General features: G+C 40.7%; 12 protein-coding genes. All 12 read right to left on the reverse strand.

Annotated elements, in window-relative coordinates; genetic code table 11:
• Window positions 1-50: 50 nt before the first annotated feature.
• Window positions 51-9,551: a DNRLRE domain-containing protein gene (locus NKF87_RS08920; protein ID WP_253583457.1), complete on the reverse strand. Its 9,501-nt coding sequence runs from the start codon at window positions 9,549-9,551 to the stop codon at window positions 51-53.
• A 191-nt stretch (window positions 9,552-9,742) separates the two neighbouring features.
• The gene (locus NKF87_RS08925; protein ID WP_253583458.1) at window positions 9,743-11,017 is read right to left on the reverse strand and encodes a sensor histidine kinase; all 1,275 of its coding nucleotides are present in this window, start codon (window positions 11,015-11,017) and stop codon (window positions 9,743-9,745) included.
• Window positions 11,014-11,727, reverse strand: coding sequence for a LytR/AlgR family response regulator transcription factor (locus NKF87_RS08930; RefSeq protein WP_015513340.1), 714 nt, complete (start codon window positions 11,725-11,727; stop codon window positions 11,014-11,016). Before NKF87_RS08930 ends, NKF87_RS08925 begins: the two co-directional genes overlap by 4 nt.
• A 403-nt stretch (window positions 11,728-12,130) precedes the next feature.
• Window positions 12,131-12,691 carry a hypothetical protein gene (locus NKF87_RS08935; RefSeq protein ID WP_006426967.1) on the reverse strand — a complete coding sequence of 187 codons (561 nt, stop codon included), beginning with the start codon at window positions 12,689-12,691 and terminating at the stop codon, window positions 12,131-12,133.
• A gap of 80 nt (window positions 12,692-12,771) precedes the next feature.
• The gene (locus tag NKF87_RS08940; RefSeq protein ID WP_253583459.1) at window positions 12,772-15,033 is read right to left on the reverse strand and encodes a glycoside hydrolase domain-containing protein; all 2,262 of its coding nucleotides are present in this window, start codon (window positions 15,031-15,033) and stop codon (window positions 12,772-12,774) included.
• 170 nt (window positions 15,034-15,203) lie between these two features.
• On the reverse strand, window positions 15,204-16,895 hold the full coding sequence (locus NKF87_RS08945) for a lysozyme family protein (RefSeq protein ID WP_253583460.1): 1,692 nt from the start codon (window positions 16,893-16,895) through the stop codon (window positions 15,204-15,206).
• A gap of 29 nt (window positions 16,896-16,924) precedes the next feature.
• The gene (locus tag NKF87_RS08950) at window positions 16,925-17,275 is read right to left on the reverse strand and encodes a hypothetical protein (protein WP_118702491.1); all 351 of its coding nucleotides are present in this window, start codon (window positions 17,273-17,275) and stop codon (window positions 16,925-16,927) included.
• Window positions 17,275-19,611, reverse strand: coding sequence for a VirB4-like conjugal transfer ATPase, CD1110 family (locus tag NKF87_RS08955; protein WP_195368709.1), 2,337 nt, complete (start codon window positions 19,609-19,611; stop codon window positions 17,275-17,277). Before NKF87_RS08955 ends, NKF87_RS08950 begins: the two co-directional genes overlap by 1 nt.
• Window positions 19,598-20,038: a PrgI family protein gene (locus NKF87_RS08960; RefSeq protein WP_195368708.1), complete on the reverse strand. Its 441-nt coding sequence runs from the start codon at window positions 20,036-20,038 to the stop codon at window positions 19,598-19,600. The genes NKF87_RS08955 and NKF87_RS08960 overlap by 14 nt, the downstream gene beginning before the upstream one ends.
• Before the next feature lie 3 nt (window positions 20,039-20,041).
• Window positions 20,042-20,473, reverse strand: a complete 432-nt coding sequence (locus tag NKF87_RS08965; RefSeq protein WP_173818945.1) for a DUF4313 domain-containing protein — start codon at window positions 20,471-20,473, stop codon at window positions 20,042-20,044.
• A 4-nt stretch (window positions 20,474-20,477) separates the two neighbouring features.
• On the reverse strand, window positions 20,478-21,320 hold the full coding sequence (locus NKF87_RS08970; protein ID WP_173689658.1) for a hypothetical protein: 843 nt from the start codon (window positions 21,318-21,320) through the stop codon (window positions 20,478-20,480).
• Window positions 21,321-21,407: 87 nt separating this feature from the next.
• Entirely contained in the window at window positions 21,408-21,725 is a 318-nt protein-coding gene (locus NKF87_RS08975) for a hypothetical protein (RefSeq protein WP_006426976.1), read from the reverse strand.
• Window positions 21,726-21,727: the final 2 nt, after the last annotated feature.

Genomic DNA, 21,727 nt, shown 5'->3' on the forward strand with positions numbered 1-21,727 from the left:
CCTTTTCTCTTTAGCGGAAGCAATATCGTCAAATATTGCTTCCTGTTTAATTATTTCGGATTTACTTCATGAATGTCATTTTCCGTTAATCCATCTGGGCCTTCGCGAATGATTTTGTTCTTTTGCCTATTTGATAGTCCTTTCCCCGGATTCTTTACAAACTTATAATCATATACTTGTCCATCATTTGTATCGTAAACGTCTAGCCTTACGCCTTCTTTTTCATTTCTTGTTTTGCTTTCATTATCTTTATAAGGCTGTTCCAGCTTCAAACCTCGATCATCTACAAATTCTTGATAATCACTTGCTATCCTATAGGCTTCACTATGTTTTTTTGAACCTGCCACATGACCGTATACTGATTTTCCTTCCTGTGTCAACTCCTCATTAACTTTTTTATTCGATATGTTTGCAACTTCTTGAACAAATTCTGCATTTGACATATCATATACTTCTTTAGATACCGTAGTCCCATTTGTTCCTACAATAAAATCTGGTTTGACACTATGTTTTGTTGTGTCTTCAATAACTGAAGTGGTATGAGATGCCTTTTTCAAATCAATATTCGATGATACCATCCCAGTTCCAAAATCCATAGCTATGGAACCTATAGATACATCTCTACCATGCGCTAAATCGTCAATTGTTCCAACTGCTGTATCTGCCGCATTTTCAAGTGCACTCTTAGCTAATGGATTTTTCATGATTGACGATGCAGATGAACTTGCAAGTGAACCTGTTGCTGCTCCAACACCACCTGATACGGCTCCACCAATTGTTCCCCACAAGAATCCATCAGCTGCACCTTGAATAAATCCATCACCATTTGCAGCACTAGATAAACCACCAAGAACAGCTCCAGTTCCACCGCCAATCAAAGCTCCACTGAATGCTCCGGCCGCAATCACTCCTGCTGCTCCACCTGTTACTATTGTTGCAATTCCAAGACCAGCTAAGATTGCTCCACCTGCTACTACTTTCTTTACGACATTCCAATCAACTTTTCCAAAAGCTGAAGAAATTCTATTTGTCGTAGTACACATTTCTCTTTTAATTGTCTGGCGAATTTCTTTTGTTTTTTCTGATGCATAGGATTTGAAAGAACTATATACTTTCTTAGCACCATTTCCGATGTAACTAAGACCGCCTTTTACTCCACCTTTGCTCACAGCTCTTATAAAATTCGATCCACTGGATACAATCTTCTGAGAAGCCTGTTTTGCTTTTTGTTTTACGGTATTTTTAGCTTTCTGTATTACCTGTTTTGGATGGGATACTGCATTTTTCACCCATTTAGCTGCCGCTTTTACGCCTTTTGCAACCGTTTTAACAACTTTTTTCGCTGTATTTACGACTGTTTTTACAACCTTTTTTGCTGCTTTCTTAGCTGCACCCTTAATCCTGCTCCACAAGGAATGTCCTGTTGGATCACTGTAATTCAACGGATTATTGGTCGTATAGTCATAGCGATTTCTGGTTAATGGATTTTCTGTCGTTCCAAGGTCACTATCTTCAGTTGTAAAGGTTCCGTTCTCTGCGTCATAGTATCTTGCCCGCAGATACTGAAGTCCTGTTTTTACATTTGTGGACTCCCCATTGTAAGCGTAATAATTGACTCCATCTGCGGTTCCTGATGTAAGGTTTCCATACGGATCGTACTGATAACTGTTCGTCAGGTTAGCATTTTCTGTCAGGATTCCGGTTACACTGTTTCTTCCGTCATATAAATAATAACTGCTTTCTTCCGATTTATCAACGCTTACCCGTTCTCCGATTCCACTTTCTCCATAAGTATAAGCCTGACGTACTTTCTCGTCTGCTCCATACTCTGCAAGGACTTCTGTATTCTCGCGATTGATATCGTTGATATACTCTGTCAATGTGTAACCTTTGGCATTGGAACCGCCTTTTACCAGAGATGCAAGCTGTTCTTTCGGACTGTCTCCATCTTCTGTACGCTGGTTCTCCGGAATCAGAACTTCATCGCCATAGCAGTCTTCCCATTTATAAGTGTTATCCAGTTCGAATACCCGATTGTTATCTCCATCGTACATGGCTGCCATCAGGACTGTTCCACCCTGTTTTACGACTGCCAGACGATTCTCTGCTGTGTATTCATAAGTAACCGGATCTGCACTGTTTGTCTTATCACATTCCTGGATTAGATTGCCATCTTTATCATAGCTGTAGGTTGTTCCCGGATCGCCCCAGATTTTTGCATTCGTGCGTTTGATGAGCTGGTTGGAATCGTTATACTTGTAGTTATATTTTGCTTTGCTGACACCATCTTCGATCTTCTCGTAAGAGGTCCGGTTTCCAATCTTGTCATACGTATAATTATGGACTGTCTTTTTACCGCCCTCTGCTTTTTCCGTACAGCGTGTCAGTTCCCAGTTGTCATCGTATTCATAGGTACGTGTCGTCTGGATCTCTTTTTCCTGATGCTCACAGTCTGCTTTGTCTGTCTCTTTCTGTGTATCGCCCCAGTTATACCAGTCTTCCCAGCTTGGCGTCTTTCTTGTTCCAGCTTCCAGTTCCGTAGCTGTTTCTCCAACTACATATCCCTGATCATTGTACTTGTACTCATAAGTACTGATTACTTTGCCACACGAACCACAGGTATTGACAATCTTTGTGATATGATCTTCTGCATCGTAAGATACTTCCGTCTTTGTTCCATTGCTTCTAATGACTTCTGTCACACGATTCAGTGCATCATGCTTGTAAGTGGTTACTTTTCCATTACGGTCTGTCAGTTTTACCAGATTATCATTTAAGTCATATTCATAGCTGATCTTTGTACCATCCGGGTATACGATTGCCTGCAGATTATCTGCATCATCATAGACGTAGCTGACATCCTTTTTCGAACCGTTTGTTACTTTGGTGATTCTTCCGAGTGCATCGTATTCGTAGCTGCTCTTGCCTGTCTGATCCTTCATGGATACCCGTTCCCCGGCACTGTTATATGCGTAGGTCACGTTCTTTTCGGATTTCTCGCCTTTTGCGTTCTGATAAGATTTCTCCAACAGGTCATTCAGCTTGTCGTAATCATACGTGGTTTTCTTGCCGCTTGCCTGTGTATGTCCGGTCAGTCTGCCTTTTTCATCATAGTCGAATTTCTCCGTTCTTCCTGCCGGATCTTTAATGGATGTCAGGTTGCCTTCTAAGTCATAAGTATAATTCGTTGTCTTATTTGCTGCATTGGTGAAGGTCACCAGGTTATCCATGTTGTCGTAACCGTAAGTTGTTACACCGCCAAGAGCATCAGTTACTTTTGTCAGATTGTCATTCTTGTCATATTCCAGATGGCTCTTTAATCCGGTCTTATCTGTAACAACCTGAATATTACCATGTGCATCGTAATCAAATCCCGTTGTGAATCCCCGCTTGTCTGTAATAGAAGTTACCCTGCTGTCCTTATCATAGGTATAGGATTCCTTCTGCCCCAGTGCATCGGTCTCTTCTGTTACACGATTGTCTTTATCGTATACTGTCTTTGCAACATAGCCCATCGGGTCTGTTACAGATGTCACATTATAATTCTTGTCATATCCATAGCTGGTCTTTCTTCCACCCGGTTTGGTGATCTCAGTAATATTTCCTGCCGGGTCGTAAGTATAAGCAGTTATCTTACCAAGCGGATCAGCTGCAGAAGTCATCTGGCCTGCCAGGTCATAACTGTAGGTATTGCTCCGTCCAAGCGGATCTGTCTCCTTCACCAGATTGCCATACTTATCATAAGAAAAGCTGGTTGTTCCATCCAGTGCATTGGTAGAAGACTTCATGTTATGGAGCTTATCGTAAGTATAAGTGGTGGTACTCTTTAAGCTGTCGCTTTCTTTTACCACGTTGTCCACTTTATCATAAGAGAAATTCTTGGTATAACCCAGTGGACTGGTCATACTCTTCAGACGTCCGGCTTTATCATAACTATAGGTATACTCTCCACCATTCGCCTGTGTCATCTTTGTGACATTGTCATTCAGGTCAACACTGTACTGTGTCTCATTTCCCTTTGCATCCGTTACAGAAATGACATTGCCATGCTTGTCGTAATCATATTTGGTAACTGCTCCCTTTGGAGAAATCTGTTCCGTCATGTTACTCAGGCTGTCATATTTGTATTCGGTAATGAGTCCCATCGGATCTTTTGATTTGGTAAGATTTCCAATGGCATCATAACGGTATTCATTTGTTTCTTTTAACGGAGAAGTCTCACCGATCTTGCGGTCCAGTTCATCATACTGGTAGGTTGTCGTATTTCCATTTCCGTCTGTCTGGGATACGAGGTTGTCATTTTTATCGTAAGCATACTTGGTAACCGTACCGTTTTCATCGACAGATTCCGTCACATTATCATTTCCGTCATACTTAAAGGTGCTGGATGCTCCCAGTGGATTTGTCTGAGAAATAACCCGGTCTTTCTTATCGTAAGCGTATTTATATGTGGCTTCCTCTTCTTCTGTCATGGATAACTGGTTGCCGACTTTATCGTAGGTAAAGGTTGTTTTATGACCTTCCGCATCCGTTACCGCTGTAATGCGGTCCATAACATCATATTCATAAGATGTGATACTTCCGTCTGCTTCAGTAAGTTTCAGGAGTCTGCCGTACTGATCGTACTTGTATGTTGCTGTCCTGCCAAGTTCATCGGTCTGTGTCAGTACATTTCCGGCACCATCATAAGTATAATCCATACTGTTTCCACTATTGTCGGAGGAATGGATCAGGTTGCCTGCTCCGTCATATTGATAGGTAATTACGAGTCCCTGTGCATCCGTACATTTTACAAGCTGTCCGATGGCATCGTACTCCATCAGCACCTTGTCCCCTGTCGGCAGTATTATGGATGTGTTATTTCCCTCTTTATCATACACATAACTATACGCATTGCCGAGGGCATCTGTCATCTTTGTGCTGTTGCCCTGTGAATCGTATTCGTAAGTGGTCTTTCCTTTCAGGGCATCCACCGTCTGTTCCAGATTGTCGGTGGAATCATATTTCATTGCTGTAATGTTGCCCTTTGCATCGCTTACCGATGTCATGTTTCCATTACCATCGTAAGTCATGGTACTGGTATTTCCATTTTCATCGGTAGAGGATACCAGATTTCCATTTAAGTCATACTTCATGGATACGGTATATCCAAGGGCATCTTTGGATGTAGTCAGATTTCCTGCCTTGTCGTAAGCATAAGTATCTGTTCTTCCCTCTTCATCGGTAGAAGATACCAGATTTCCTGCTTTATCATAAGTATATGTGGTAGTTCCACCTTCTGGGTTGGTTTCACTTAAGCGGTTTCCTGTATTATCGTAGGTATAAGTCCAGGTTCTTCCACTGTCATCTGATTTTGATACCAGATTGTCTGCCGCATCATAAGTATAAGTGGTAACTGCACCTAATTCATCTGTCTCTTTAGCGAGTCTTCCGCAGTTATCATATTCCTTGGAATGGCTGCTTCCATCTCCATAAGTAATCTTGGTTTCATTTCCTAATGCGTCATATTCATATTTGGTTATATTACCAACTGCATCTTTGGACTGAAGCACCTGTCCAAGAGAATCAAACTTGGATACGGTTGCATTTCCATTTCCATCGGTATATTTTTTCAGATTTCCTGCTTTGTCATATTCATAGAGCTTTGTTCCAAAATCTTTATTACTCTCTTCTATGACACGTCCCATGCTGTCATACTTATAAGTAATTGTATTTCCTTTTGCATCGGTTGCTTTGACCTGCTGATAATTCTTATCATAAACGTAGCTGATCTGATTTCCTTTCGGATCTGTACCACTGGTCATGTTGTACATCTTATCATAAGTATAAGTGGTGGTATTCCCCAGTGCGTCAGTACTTGCTGTAATATTTCCCACACCATCCAGCGTATAAGCGGTCACACCGCCATCGGCTGCTGTCTTGGAAGTCAGATTGCCATTCGCATCGTAACTGTTCGAGGTTACATTTCCAAGTGGATCTGTCATGGTAACTGCACGATTCATCGCGTCATACGTGAATCCCCATGCTGCTCCATTTCCATCCACATATCCGGTCATGTTCGGTCCGTCATACGAATACGTTGTTGTGACACCTCTGCCGTCTGTCTGGGATACCATACGATGTTTGTCATCGTAAGTATAGGTAATGGCTGTTCCATCCGGTTTTGTAGATGTGACCATATTTCCATTACCGTCATAACTGTAAGTAACCGTTGCTCCGTTATATCCAGTTGCACTGGTCAGCTTATTCTGCTCATTATAAGTATAAGAGGCTGTCTTTCCATCCTCTCTTGTCTCCGTTGCTACATTGCCAAATGTATCATAAGTGTAAGTTTTTGTTCCGGCTGCTGTCGTTTCGGAAGCAAGCTGATTCTCTGCATTATAAGTCTTTTCACAGGTTGTTCCATCCGGATATTCAATGGATGTTGTGCGGTACTGATCATCATAATGATAAACGGTCTTATTTCCTTCGTTATCCGTTGTTGTAGTAGAACTCTTTCCGTACTTGAAAGTTGCCGTTCCTTTTTCTGCATCAGTCTGCTCTACAACTCTTCCTTCTTTATCGTAAGTATTCTTTACAACCGTATTGCCATTCTCATCTTTCCAGCTTGTCATACGGCTGTCATCATCATATTTGTACTCTTTTGTTGTTCCATTCGGATCTGTTACAGATATCAGATTTCCCTGCTCATCATATTTGTAAGAAACTTTTCCACCATCTGGAAGAGACAGTTCCTTGATATGCCCGAATTTATCCTGTTTTACCCCGAATGTTTTTCCGGATGGTGTTGTAATCTTACTCAGATTATAATCATCGTCATAATCTAATACTGTCTTAAATCCATTCACATCCGTTACATAACGTAAAATTCCATATTTATCAAATGACCAGACGCTCTGATCCGCATCTGTCAGTTCCCATCCGATGTAGTCATGGTCTGTATCTTTATAGCTGACTGCTTTTAAATCATATACATAACCATCCGGAGTAGTGTAGCTTCCATCTTCATTCTTATCAAAGATCAGATAACTTCCGTCCCCTCTCATATACAGAAGACTTCCGTCCTCCATTTGAGAAAGTGACTGGTCATAGTTAAAGCTCCATCCACGTCCGAACATGGAATGCTGGTCTGTTCCTTTGGAATTGTAGCTTCTTGTAATGGAGAATTCTCCATTCAGTTCATTCATCGTCGCATCGGACTGATCCATGTAGAAGTTACCAGTATTTAAGTTGACTGGTTCAAATCCAAATTCACAGTGCAGGCCTCTTCCCATCAATGCTCCGTCAATCCGCATCTTATCCTGATCGGTAAGCGGTGCAGGACTATATGGAACATTTGTCTGTGGGTTACGGATAAAGATCGTGTTATTTGCGACTACCAGTGCGTCCATAACCTGATTGTCTTTCATAATGTTCTTAAGCGGAACACCATAATATTTTGCAATCTTCGGGAATGTATCAAACTGCTTCACTTCATAGATCACAAAGCTGTCACTGGTCACTTCTTTTCCTGTTTCCAGCTTTCCATCAATCTCTTTCGATGCTTTTGCTTTGATCTTATAAAGCTTGTCCTTCGTCAGCCCTGAATACAGTGCACTCTGCCAGTTGGAATCTTTGCTGTAATACTTATTCGCCTCCGGGAACTGCTTATTGTATTCAGTACTGTCTGGATAGGAATACAATGGTTTTGCATCTGTTTCGTGATGTTCTTCATTTTCCTCATCTGGAAGCAGATAATATTCTACTGTAGATTTGCTCTTTGCAATTCCGTCTGCAAATACGGCATCAAACTTCAGCTTTCCATTTGTATTCTTTTCTGTCATCGGGCGAAGCAGGATCGTTGTTTCATCCAGTGACATATCTCGCAGATATGGATCTTCAGCCGGTGACCACTGGATGCTGAGTTTCGGTCCATAAACGGATGCCCTGTTATTCAGTACCTCACACTGCATAGAAGCTCCAAGGTTATTTGCCTCGGCAATGGCTACCAGTGCAAATCCGTTATTCGCATGCGTTCCCTGCACCCAGTCATTGACCAGATCTTTGACGTCATAATTGATATAGCTGTTCCTGCTGGTACTTGCATTCTGTACATCCTGAAACGTAAGATTTACTGGTTTTGTTTTCCATGTGATGGAGGTGTTCCACGACTGATCTACACGATAAAGTCCAAACTGGGATGCACCACCACTGTATGCAGTTTTCTGACTGACTGCAAATGTTGCACTGTCAATTTTGGAATCTTTCGGAATCTGACTAAAATTTGAATTTACTTTGATATAAGTCCGGCAGTTCTGGTGTGCAGTACCAAATCCTGCAAGGTTCCCAGACTTAATACCATCATCAAATCCGACATACGGATAATTGTTGTCACCAATCTGACTGGTAGGACTTCCCTCTTCCACACCGATCATGTTAAAGGAACTCTTCTGAATCTCTACTGGTGTCGGATCGATCCTGACCGGATACTGACGTTCTTCTGCCGAAAGCCAATCCCTATCTGGTTTTACGGTCAGGATTGTTTTTCCATCTTCTTCCCGAAGTTCCAATGTGATCAGGAAACTGATTTCCCCGGCAGCATCTTCCATTGATGGCGTCTCCAGAAGATACTTCGCATCTTTGATTGTCTTCCCTTCCGGATAGATATAGACCTGATTGTCTTTTACTTCTGCCTGATACCCCGGAATCTGCAGCTCGTATTCATAGACTTCCCTGTCTGTTGGCTGCTGAAGTACGATATCTTCCTTAATGCTGGAATCCAGTACTGTATACTGAACATCTGCGCCCTCGTAAACTTCATTATAAAGGATCGCATTGTCTTTAATAACGGAATGTGTATAATCTCCATCTACCGGAATGATCCCGATTCTGGTCTTTCCATTTTCAATCGTTACACCATTCTCTTCTGACATCTGTTCCGGAAGAAGGATAGCATAATCGTTTGCCTTGTTCTGATAAACTTCTGTTTTCTCTTCCTTTTCTTCAGTTGCCACTACACTGCTGGCTTCCTGTGCTTCTTCGGATGCCGGAGTATCTGCTTCTTCTGGTTTTACAAGTGTATTATCAACCAGCTCGGTATCTCCATCCTCATTCTTATAAGTTCCGACATAACCTCCATAAACGGTTGTATACTGCTTGTCCCCTGTCTTATAAGTCTTGGAAATGGCATCATAATCAATCAGTTCACCTTCCGGTTCTTCTGGAATCGGATAGTAATCCTGTGGTTCTTTCAACTCCACTTCTTTTTCCTGCGGATTTTCTTCTGTTTCTTCCGCTGGAGTTGTCTGTTCTTCCTGCGTCTCTGTATCTTCTGATGGCGTCGTTTCATTTTGTACGTCCGCATCAGACTGCTGACTCTTATCTTGTTCTCCAGATGTGGAATCTGTAATCCCTGCTTCCTCTTCCGTCAAAGCCTCTGGTCTGGAGAAATCTGCATTCTTCTGTACATCCTCAATGGCCTCTTTTGCCTGTACAAAAATAGGCTCTGTTCCCTGTAGTGCCATCAGGAGTGCAAGTACTAAGGCTATAGCCGACTTTCGAAATCTCTTCATAGTCTCTTTCTCCCTCTTGTAATCTTTTTCTATAATTCCTTTACAAAATAACCGCTACCCTCCTTTTTTCTGACTTTGGCACTACTATAATCTAAAAAATCACAAAATTTTCATAAATGGTAAAAATGCCCCTTGAGGTGGCAAAAATAGACGAAATCGGTCGAAAAAAATAGTAAGACACCATCGCCTTACTATTTTTCATCTAATTTCATATATAATAATATTTTCACTTGAAAGGATTTCTCCGTATGGCAGATCTCCATCTGACCATGATATTTTTCTACTACGAGTTTCACATTTTGTAATCCTATTCCATGTCCTTCTTTCCTGCTTTTCGTTGTCAGATAAATTCCATTCCGCACTTTTGGTGTATCTTTTATGCTATTCTCAATCTGGATATTCATGATTCCTTTTCCATAATACATCTGAAACGATAATCTCCTTTCATCTGAAGCTGCTGTCCCACGAATAGCATTATCCATAAGATTTCCCACTATTATACTTATATCAAATAATTCTTCCCCTATATGATTCGGTATTTCCACAGAAATCTCTGGCTTTTCAATTACTGATTTCACATCTTCCAAAATATAATTCAGCAGATTATTCATATTACGGTTTTCTGTATATAAATGATGACATAAGGCTGTTCCGGCTATATTCTCCATTTGTTTCAGATACGATAGAATCTCTTCATTTCCTCCCGTTTTTGCCATTGCCCCTATTGTTGTAAGATGGTGCTTGTAATCATGATGTATCTTATTCAGCCTGTCCTGTGATTTCATCATCATCTCCAGTTCTTTTGCATACTGGCTCATCTGAATTTTCATCTCTTCCTGTTTTGCTGTTTCAATATAACTTTTCTGAACCTCATCGTGCAGATAGAAAATAAACACATTGATAAACAGTAAGAATAATACAATCGTAGACCGCACACCTCTTCTGTCTGGCAGCAATATCCTGATACAGACTATAATGCTGATCACCGGGACAGAAAGCATAGCAAGCCAATGACGGTTCTTTATATAATAACTTCTCTTTACACCTACTTTTCTTTCAATAATGACTTCCAGTAAAAAGAATATAAAATTTCCCATTACAATAGTTCCCGGTCCCATGTGATGATGCACCGGATTTCTTGCTACCGCATACCGTTGAAAGAACACGATTGGAATCCCATCACATAAAATTCCCATAATATATACCATAAGTGTATTCCAGACATGATGTTGCCAGTCTGCCTGATATGCCACTGTTATAATTAACAGAGCTATCAGCTCAAAGATCAGATCTCCGTACATCGTTCCCCACTGCATGCTTCCCCAGCATGAAAGCAGATATGCACAAAAATATGCAAATAGCTTTTGTGTATCCTCATTTTTTGGATACAGGATGGTATTGTAACGGAACACAGTATAAATCCAGAATAATTTACTTGTCAGATAAGTGATCAAATGGATATTCATAATCTTTTCTTCTCCGTTTGTAATAGTCTTTCCCTGACCTTCTTGCGATTTGCTTTACTGATACTGAGACGTGTCTTGTCTTTCATAACCACGTTGTCATATTCGTAATGCTCCACGTGTTCCATATTGATGAGATAGGACTTGTGAATCAGTAAGAAATATTCTTCTGTTACATCCGCTACATCCTTTAATTTTCCTCGATATTCATATTCTTTTTCCGATGTCACGATATGTACTCTTTTTCCCAGACTATAAAAATACAGGATCTTGTCATAAGAAATCTTGTGGATTCCTTTTGTATCCGTATATTCAAATATTTTCTTCCGTTCTTTTAACAGTTCCCGTAATTCACCTATCACCCGGAAAAGTTCTTCCTCTCGGATTGGCTTTACAAGAAAATCAAATGGATGAATACGGAATAATTTCATAGCATATTCCTGATATGTTGAAATATAGGTAATCCGCAGTTCTTTTCCATAATTTTTCTTTCGTATCTCCGTTCCGATATCAATTCCATTCTCATGTTCCAGACAAATATCAAGGAATAACATATCGTAGGATTCTTCTTCCAGCCTGTTAAGAAGCTGCTCCGCAGAATAGTATATTTCTATAGATATCTGACAGTCATTCGCTTTCCCATAATGGAGCAGCTTCTGTTCTAACCAATTACATAGGATGATGTCATCATCACAGATTGCAAGTTCTAGCATATTTTCTTACCCTCAGTCTTTCGTAACACGACAAATGGGGAAAAGAATCCCCTTCAATTCTTTTCCCGAATGGACATCACTAATTTTGTGTCATTTTTCCGATGCAACAGCACCACTTCCTTTGCTGTCTTATTTTGTCCTCTATATAATAAACACTTGAACAAGAAAAAACTGTCGCCATTTTATAATTTATTTATATTTTTTATGTTTTATTTATATTTTATCCAAATATTACAGCGATAACTAATAATGTCACCCCCTGCATTATTCTTTTTATTTTTAGCGTCATTTGATAAAACATCAACGTTTTTGATGGCAAAAAGGGAACCTGCAAAACCAGATTCCCTTTAAAATACATGCTCTTCTCTAAAAGGATGATAAATCCACCATCCTCTGCTTATTTTTAAAAACTTTTTCCTTTTTTACAATACTTATAAATATTAAATGGTTTTTCTTTTTTTTCAAATAAAATCCCTGTTGTTTTAATAATTTTTATAAGTTCATCCGACTCCATATCTGTCGTTTTAAATATAAATATTTTCTTTTCATTTGTTATGAAAAAAAAGAAGTTTTTATATAAGAACATTCTATCAATATTTTTAAATTCATAAATTTGATCTTCATCTATTTTAATTGCGTTTTCATCGATATCCACCGTTTCATATCCTGATCTACCCCAGACAAATTCATGAACATTTTTTTCAAAATTTTTACCAATCATTTGATACCAAATAATCCAAGCCACACAAGCCACACAAGTTCCAATCCCTATTCCAAACATCAAATAACTTTCCGACAGATAACAATTAATCGACAGTAAAAATTCTACAGGTGTAAAAATATAGATAATCATTCTACTTTTCTGTCTTGTTTTAAATAATTGATTAGGAATTATAAACCCAAGCGAAAGCATTCTTTCTAATTCTTCCCTATCCTCATCTGACACAATTGATTTAATATGCATTCTTCTTAATCCCCCTTTTGCCAGAGGTCCTCTTTATAAAATCGAACCTCTGGCCATTGTCTCTTTTATTCTTTTACAATTTACAGCGCTTGAATCAACAAACCAAAAACAGTACCTGCTCCAGCTGAAAATAAAGCAATAATTGACGGAATTGCATTTACAACTAATGCACCCGCAAGAACTAATATTACGGCTCCTGCCAGTATATTACTATGCTCTTTTGTGAATTCTACAACATTAAATTCAAGACCACTATTAGAATTTAATGTCATTGTAAAAATCAAAGCAACCGATATTGTCCACTCTTTTTCCTCTTCTGGCAGCAAATCTGATGTACTAAATACAATGGAAAACTCTACACTATTGGCAAAAACATTATTTATTTCAAAAGCAATATTACCAGATTTAACCGATAAAGCAATTTTTTCTATCGTATTTCCAAAGTTATCTGCTCCCTCTATACCTGTATCTGATAAATTTGATGAAATCTCCATAATTTGATTTTTGCAAGTTTGTGTCAATTCTCCATCATTTCCTATATCCACTTTTATATTATAAATTTTACCAGTTGAACTTTCAAGCGATGTGGATATTTTAGTAGAAATATCAATTGCTCCTTGAGGACTCATCATTGTTCCCAGTGAAATTTTCTTATCATACTCCACACCCACATCCATAATTTTATTCAGATAACCAAGCGGCTCCATTACATTATAGACATATTGATTTCGTGCTATTTTTACCTTTGCCCGAAGATTTTCTTGCGCTATTTCCTCATCTGTTTTTGTCGATACGGCATCGAACTTTTTAAATCCAGTATCTCTCCCTGAATATGCATCTTTATCCAGTGGGAACGAAGGTGATGAAGAAAATGAGCTCAACTCACAAAATTGATCAAACGCCCAGTTCTTCGGCATCGAATATCCCAAGTTACAGCTGAATCCGGTAGACATATCTGCCACAAAAGATTTACTTGCCAATCCAGCTTCATAAACTTTTGTACATACATATCTTGGTGCATAAATGCCGACTTTATAGTTTTTGTCATTTGTCGAACTAAAAAAGATCATGTGAATCTGCTCAAAATAAGGTATGATAAACGTATCAATCTGATATGAATAACAGTCAAAATCCACTGCAAAATATATGGTTGTTCCGCTTGGTATACCAATTCTCTCTGCCGCTAAAATCGCCGTCTGTGCATCAACACTTCCCTGTGATGGATCTTTAAAATAGTTTAATTCATATCCCCCATCCTGATATATCGGAAATACTGATAATCCTGCATTCTCTATATTTTTTACTTCTGCAGAAGTCAGATATTTCGGTGTATGCTCTTTTCCAACAGAACCTGTCAGATAACGTCCTACATGAGTATACCCTGCATTTTTTATATCTAATGCCTGTTGTTTATTTAATACTGTTGCACAGTCACACGCTTTTGCTGCCCTGTTTGTATCGCCTTTACTCGTAAGCAATGATTTCATAGTAGAAACATTTACTTTTCCTTTTGTTACAAGTCCAATTCCTGTCAGGCCATAAAACTCCTGAAATTCTGACACCTTTGACTCTGTAGTCGAATCAAACACGCCATCGAATCTTCCCGGATTATATCCGTTAAAATATAGTCCGTATTGAGCAATCTTATTAAATGGAACATATTTCATCGAGTTCTGTCCGTTCTGTAATGTACCCGGAAACGCATTTGTTGTTGCATCGCCAAAATTAACGGAATTCAAATCTGTAATTAATTCAGTTGTAACTCCTTCAGCCGCCTGCAATGCACCAACTAAAGACAAAATTGTCTGTCTTGAGGCAATTCCATCACAAGGTCCAACACCAATAACATCTGACCAATCACTATTTAATTGCTGTTGAATAAGAACAATATTGGAATCCCCACCAGAAACCTTTGTAAACCAGTTTAGGGATAACAATCCAGACCAAACTTTCCAATCAATTTTGCCCGTAACTTCCAGTCCTGCATTTTCCTGCATCTTTTTAACTGCATTTACTCCTGATGTATAATAAATTCCAGTAATTCCTCCAGCAGCATATCCTTTGCAAAACAGAGCACACTGAATCAAGCATACATTAACCTGCGGAGTATCATTCGGATCCATTTTTGTAATAATGGCTAACTTCTTCATGGTATTAATAGTAAGTGGTCCAACCGTTCCTGTAATCGTTGAGATTCCATTCTGAATCTGAAATGCACGAATGATTCCCTGCATCACGGCTGTTCCGGTCTTTCCATCTTCATCCAGTTTTACCCAATCCTTATGTCCACCAAACATCGCATTTAAATATTTTTGTGCTGCTTTTACATTCTGATCACTCATATTCACTACCTCCTAATTCAAGTCAATTATAAAGATTTCTAACTCTTTATATGTCTATCACTAAAAGTTACAATAACAATTTATCAATCAACTGTGCCTATTTTGTGACTATTTTCCAAAGGATTCATTAACTCCCTTATAAAATCCTTAACAAATTATGAAAGAAACCATCAATTTATCACCCCATATCCTATGATTGAGGCATAATCCACCGCATAGTTCCTCTGTCGTACCTGATCACTGGAATTTCCTTCAATCGTGTAAACTCGTCCACCTTCGTATTTTTCTACAATTCCTACGTGGTCTGATGTTCCGTCGTGATCCCAGTCGAAAAAGATGATCATTCCGGCTGTCGGGGTTGTTCCACCACTCTGCCACTTATTCTTTCCCTGAAACCAGGACACTCCATCACGGCACAATGAGAACTTTGGAACATTCCCACTTGCTATCAGACCGCTTTGATCTGCACACCAGCTCACAAAACAGGCACACCATTCTACTCGGCTGTCGAATCCATACCAGCTCCAGAACTTCTGGCCGCCACTGTTCCCGATCTGCCCCATTGCTACCGATACAATCTGCTGACTTCCAAACAAACCAGCAAACAGGCTGCCACCGGAATAATACCGCATCACATGGGGAACGTATTCGGGATCTCCATAGCTGCTCCATCCATGCGAAGCTGCCTGCTCCTGTGAAAATTGTAAAGCATTGGCTTCTGTGTATCCGCCTCTTTGCAACGCCCATACTATGTATCCGTTTCCATAGTTATATCCCTGCCATGCAAGTTTTAACTTGTCCATATCCTGTGGGCTGCTGCATCCTGCCTGACTGATACAGTCTGCAAAGGTCTGTACTCCCACCTCTATCGAATAATTCGGATCGGTAATAGAACCGGGGCTGTGTGAAAACCTTGTATTGTACGGACTTTCCGAACACTGCATCGGGTCTGTTCCTCTTCCCCCGGATTCCTGCATCATAATCGCCTGTATCGCAGACACATATTCTGGAATGCCATATTGGGATGCATACTGCTGTATCACCGAAGTATAAGCCAGCACCTCATCACTTAGAGATTCGGAGTTTTCCGAACTACTGCTGAAGGCTGCTCCTGCAATGATTCCTGCAATCAGAATAAATACCAGAAGAAATGCACCGCCTCCGGCAGCAATCCATTTTCCCATTTTTTCAAGAGCTACTACCCCTTTTTGAATCACTGCTGTAATTCCCTTTACGGATAACTTTGAGCCTTTTCCTGTTACCTGAAGGACTGCTTTTCCACTTTCTGTCGATGCCTGTGCTGATTTTCTTGCCATCTGGACTGCTCTTGCTTTCTGCATCGCCTGAAGGCTCTTTTCCACCTGCTGTGTCTGTACGGATGCCTGTGTCTTGATTTTTTCTTGAGACAGACCAGATACTTTTACCACTCTCGGTGCTGCTTTTACCTGCCGTTTACCGTTTTCTTTGGCAAGTGCTGCCTGCTCCGGTTTCAGCTTGATCAATTTCTTTCCGCTTTCTGCCCCCTGCTCCATTGCTTCTTCGGCAGCTTTCGCTTCTTCCTGTCTGCGTTTTCTTTCCTTTATCTTCCTGTAGGTCACTCCGGCAAGTTTTTTCCCACCTCGATATGTGGTTTTCCCTATGGTTTTTCCTGCCACACTCGCCGCCCTGTACTGTACGGATTCTATTTTTTCAATGCCATACTGTGTTGGAGAGTCTGACTGACCACTGCTTTTCTCATGTAGTTCCCTTGGCTTTTCTTTTGCTTCCAGTACAGCCGAGCGTACCAGTTCTTTCGGAAGCCGGGCATCCGGATTTCGAATCTTCGGATTCTTATCCCTTACCCGTTCCTTGATATCTCTCATCCGGTCACCCTCTTTCCGTATCTCTTATCTCATCGGGCAACATCCCGATGTTTCTTTTTTTCCTGCTGTTTCTGCAACTGCTCCAACTGTCTGATTGCTTCATTTACCAGTGGATGCTCGTTGTAATATGGCACAAGCTCCAAATCACCCCTGTCTTTTGATGACAACGGCAATGGATATTCCATATCCGAATAAATAGAGTACGGATCATGGATGGAAAACTCAATAGCCGGACACATATTGGCAGATGTTCTACAATATTTCTGGTACTTTTTATATGCCTCTTCCAACGTTCTGCATTTTGTATATTCTCCTAAATCATGGAACTCACCGCACTCTGCAGCATAAAAAGTTATCGTTACTTCTTCTTTTTTCTTCATTATGATTCTCCCGGTTTTGTTGTCATTAGTTTATAAAGGTCTGTATTCTTTGGGAACGTATTCTCAAATGGTACGATATTTCCAGAGCAACGGATCAGACCACTACCAACCGATACATTTGTAATATAGGACAGTTGGTTTTCGGAAATATTCAAAAGAGCTGCCAGTTCTTCCCTGTCTGTACTTGCCTGATTCAAAAGAATCAAAAACTCACTGTTTGCCAACATCAGTCTTGCAGTGTCCGATTTCAGAAGTTCCTCAACATTTTGGGTTAAACCTGTCACGAATCCATTGTATTTTCTGATTCTCTTATAAAGTCGGTAGAAGAAATTTGCACTGTATTCATAGCGGAATAACAGATAGAACTCATCGGCAAATATCCATGTCGTTTTTCCTTCTTTCCAGTTCTGAATTACCCTGTTGAAAATACTGTCTAAGGTAACCAGCATTCCAAGCGGCATCAGCTGTTCCCCCAGTTCCCGGATGTCATAATCCATGATCCTGTTCTTCTTATTCACATTGGTCGGCTGTGCAAAGGTGTTCAGGCTTCCATTGATAAAAAGTTCAGATGATAATGCCAGTCCTCTTGCCTCTTCTTCCGGCTGTAACATCAGCTGTCGGTACATATCTTTCAATGTCGGAACTTCTCCGGTATAACCACTTCGGATATAATCCCGGTACACATCTGCAGCACAGCGGTCCAGAATCGACTTTTCTTTTGCCGACAGATTTCCTGCTCCAACCAACTGCTCGAACACAGACAGGATAAACTCCGATTTTTCAATCAGTGGATTCTTTTCATTGCCGTAGGCTGCGTCCATATCCATTGCATTCAGGTGATTGTCTGATGTCGCAGATACTTTTACAACCTGTCCGCCCAGAGCCTCTACTAATTTTGTAAATTCGGACTCCGGGTCAAGGATCAGGATATCATCATCGGTACTCAATGCCAGATGCACGATCTCTTCTTTTGCCGAGAAACTCTTTCCTGATCCACTGACACCTAATCGGAAACTGTTTCCATTCATCAGTTTCTTCCGGTCGGCTACCAACAGATTCTTACTGACTGCATTCTGCCCGTAATAGATGCCTCCCGGCTGCAGGATTTCCTGTGTATGGAACGGAATTAAAACAGCCGTAGATTCCGTTGTCAGTGTACGCAGCGCATTGATCTTACGCAGTCCATACGGGAGCACTGTATTCAGTCCGTCCACTTGCTGCCACTTCAGTGTTGACATCTGGCACAGATGCTTTCTTGCCACCGACAGGAGCAGTTCTGTATCGGAATCCAGCTGTTTTTTACTGTCTGCCAGATGTACCATCGTCAGAATTCCAAACATCATCCGTTGGTCTCTGGTTGTCAGATCATCGAGCATTTCTTTTGTCTCTTTCCTCTGCAACTCCATATCGTATGGGACGATGGCAGAAAAGTTATTGTTTGCATTCTGTCTTCTCTGCCAGTTGGTCACATTTGTTTCCACACCAAGCAGTCGGTTCTGGATTTCCCTTACTGCTTCATCCGTAGGGACTGGCAGGATGTCAATCGACAACATCAGATTCCGGCTGAAGTCACACAGTTCTGAAATCATGTCATCTTTGACATAACTTGCATAATCCTGCATATACAGGACTCTTCCGTACCTGTCACCGATTTTAAAATGGTCACGTTCAAATTCCATAGAATCCGGACACATCCAGTCCTTGAAACTTGTTCCCTTCTTGGCAAATTGTTTCAGATCAAACGGAAATGCCTGTGGGACATCTCCTTTGAAAAAGTCCCGGAAGATCTGGAGCCGGCTCTCTGCGTCCAGTCCTTCTGCTGTGGACGATAACTTTGCCAGATGTGTTACGATGTCTGTTCCGATACGTGCAAAATAGGTTCTTGCATCGTCAATAGATCTTTTATGTACACTGACAGTCAGATACCGTTCCTGATAGATGCTGTTGTTTGTTCCTGTAATCTTAGACAGGAGCATTTCGTTGTATTCTTCCCGATAGTGGTCCAGTCCATCTTCCTTCATTGGAAGCAGGATTGATTTTTCAAATTCTTCTTTATTGATTCTCCGGTTATTGATGGTAATTTTGGCAGAAATGCCGGAATCCAGTGCATTTAAGAGTTCGGAATAATCCAGAAACATTTCTGTCTTATTGTCCTTACTCGCAATATAATAGTTGATATCTGTAAAACGATATGTTTTTGAGAATTTCGTTCCCTGTTGAAAAATTCCATCCGGCCAGATTCGCTGGATGGGAATTGCCTGTTGGACGGATTTCGGAACTTTGAAGCGTTCCTTATCCATCCGAAGTGCCTGACTTAAAGTTTTAATCAAAGGCATCACTCCTTCCCTTGCGTTTCTTTCTCTGTTTTGCTTCTGCTATTTGCTCCCGCTCTTTTATGATTTCCGCTCCATCCTTTTGATTCTTTTCTCCCAGCGAGATGGTCTCCTGCATGCAGGAGTAGTAGATATCTTCCGACTGAAACACCAGTTTCTTCGGATACAGCAATTCGGATTTGATCACTGCCCATAAAAACTGTTCGGCTGTCATACCATGATATTTGAAAAAGCCACAGGCAGCAAATGGAGCAGCACCAAGCACACACAGCCATCCGGTTATTTCCTGTCCAGTAATATCACGCATTCCAAAGTAAATTCCGATTGCTGTAAGAATCGCAAGAACAGAACACACACATTGTCTCAGGTCCAGTCCCATAAACATGGATTCCTGATAGTCCCTGATTTCTTTGTTCATCTTTACTTCCATAAATTATCGTTCCTCTCCCCTGTTTTGTTTCTTCGTTTTCTGTGGTTTTTCTTTCGGTACTTCTATCCCGGCAAATCTACAGTGTTCCGCAACGCCTTCCGGATCAAATTCCGCAAGTCTTGCTAGATCAAACGCTACCTTCTGATAGGTTGTATATCCTGATCTTCCTGTTTCATTCAACACTTTTCCAAGTTTATGTTCCTTGATAAAATTAAGCATATCCTTGGTAAAATCTCCTGTTATAAAAGCCTCATTTGGCTCTAAGAACTGATAAGGCAGATTAATGGTTACATCTCCAAAATCTTCCCATTCTCTCCCTTCCTTATGGCAGAGTCCTACATATAAATTTCCATTGTTCCGATAAGAGCTCGCTCGTATTGCTACTGTCTCACGTCCAAATTCCCAGTTATATCTTAATGTTTTCTTTGTATCCATATTTTTAACCTCCAAGTCCCATCATTTCTCTGACAATACGGTCAGATGCCTTAATTGCTCCAACCAGCACCAGTAAATTGAATACCAGTTCTCCTACATAGTTCCACACGATTGTAACTGCACTCAGCTCCGTATCTCCGACAGCCGGAGGGCTTGCCGCATAAGCAGAAAAGATAATGCATGCCAGTGCAATAATTGCCCCTTCCAGACACACGCCTATATAAGAACGAATAAAGTTCTTTCCGATGGACTGCGTGGGTTCTCCTGCAAATGAGGAAATCGGAATCGGGGCGATTGCCGTATACATATAGATTTTGAACATTCTGCCATACACTGTCAGGATCATTACAAATGACAATACAGTGATCAGCAGACTGCCAAGCAGTGTGACAATCCACAATGGAATGGATTCCAACATTCCCACACTCTCAATCTTATCTACAATCTCCGTTGGCAGTTCCGTCACGCTTCCTGCCATACTGGAGCCACTCATTACGGTTGTCACGATTCCCTGCACAATGGAAAACAGTGCCTGCATAAGTTCCATCCCGTATGTAATTGCTCCCTGAGCAAGTGCAAACCGGATAAATGCTTTTAGCACATGTTCCGGCTTTTTCAGATCTGTAAAACTGCCACACGTTTTAATGATTCCGGCTGCGAAAAATAATACCAGTAATCCATAAGCAATGGCTGTCAGTGCATCATTAATATTTACCATAATCCGCCAGATGCCGCCGCCCTTAAAAGTTGCCGGATTTTCAGTCAGCAGAGTCCACAGTTCTGCCATCTTTTCACTCCATGTGGATAGTGCTGAGTTTAGATTCTGTACAATCCAGTTATCACTCAAAAACTCTCACCTCCTTAAACATATTTTTGAATACAGGAGCGCCTTTCGGCACTCCTGCTGTTTCCTGATATATTTTTTCAAAGAGGCTTACGCCATAATCAAATCGAGGATTTCTTTGGCGAACGTAATAATTACCCCTCCGGCCAGTGTCAGAAATCCATTTGCCCTCTGGCTTGGATCATGGCTTTTTAAAGACAGACCAACCTGCACAACACCAAATCCAAGCAAAATCAAACCGATCGCACGAATCAGAGAAAAAATAAAGGTAGACAGGTTATTGATAACGGACAACGGATCTCCGGCTGCGAATGCGGTCGTTGCTCCAACCGTTACGGTCAGTACCAGCGCCATGTAAAGGCTCATCCACTTTTTCTGTTTTCTCCCCATCGGCATTGGGGTTGTCATTT

It is taken from the genome of Dorea longicatena, from assembly GCF_024168045.1.
GTDB lineage: Bacteria > Bacillota > Clostridia > Lachnospirales > Lachnospiraceae > Dorea_A.